The 546-nt window shown below is 62.5% G+C and carries 2 protein-coding genes; both read left to right on the top strand.

Annotated features, from left to right (window positions below; genetic code table 11):
• On the top strand, positions 1-333 hold a 333-nt coding region (locus tag ACO1BU_RS37720; RefSeq protein ID WP_424140951.1), incomplete at its 5' end, for a hypothetical protein.
• Positions 333-546 (top strand): hypothetical protein (locus ACO1BU_RS37725; RefSeq protein WP_424140952.1); only part of this gene is annotated, 214 nt, incomplete at its 3' end. The genes ACO1BU_RS37720 and ACO1BU_RS37725, both read left to right, overlap by 1 nt.

The following is a 546-nucleotide window of genomic DNA, read 5'->3' on the forward strand; positions in this document are numbered from 1 at the left end:
TGGAACCACAGCGACCCAGATGTCGCGCCCAGCATGTCCTTCATCGGGGACAAGGCACCCTGGTGGGTCTGGTTTACCGTCGTTGGCTTGGCCGCGATTTGCCAGCCCCTGGCGCTGCATCTGGACGATCCTGACGACCCGCGACACCCGCTGCTCCAGCCTCAGAAGTGGTTCCGCTTCGTCCTGGCCGGCCTGATCGGCTGCTGGTTCTTCATTCTGTACTGGTCGATGTGGGCCAAGCTCGGTCCGCACCACGTGGAGGCGCTGTACCTCATGCTGGTCGGGATGAACGCCTACATCGTCGCGCACGTCCTCTTTCGAGCCCGCGATTGATGGATGCCATACCGGTCGATCTGCTCAAGCAGATCCACCCGGTCTATGGCGGCGCCATCGGCTTTGGGTTCTGGGTACTCATCCAGTGCTGGAGAGCCTGGAGGGAGTTTAAGCGCGAACAGCGCAACGGGTCACGGGAGAACGTCAAGAAAGAGGATGGCCGGCAAGGTCGCCTGGTCAACGGGTTCGCTGCGCTGGATGCGAGCCGGGACA

It is taken from the genome of Roseomonas chloroacetimidivorans, from assembly GCF_049629625.1.
Lineage (GTDB): Bacteria > Pseudomonadota > Alphaproteobacteria > Acetobacterales > Acetobacteraceae > Roseomonas > Roseomonas chloroacetimidivorans.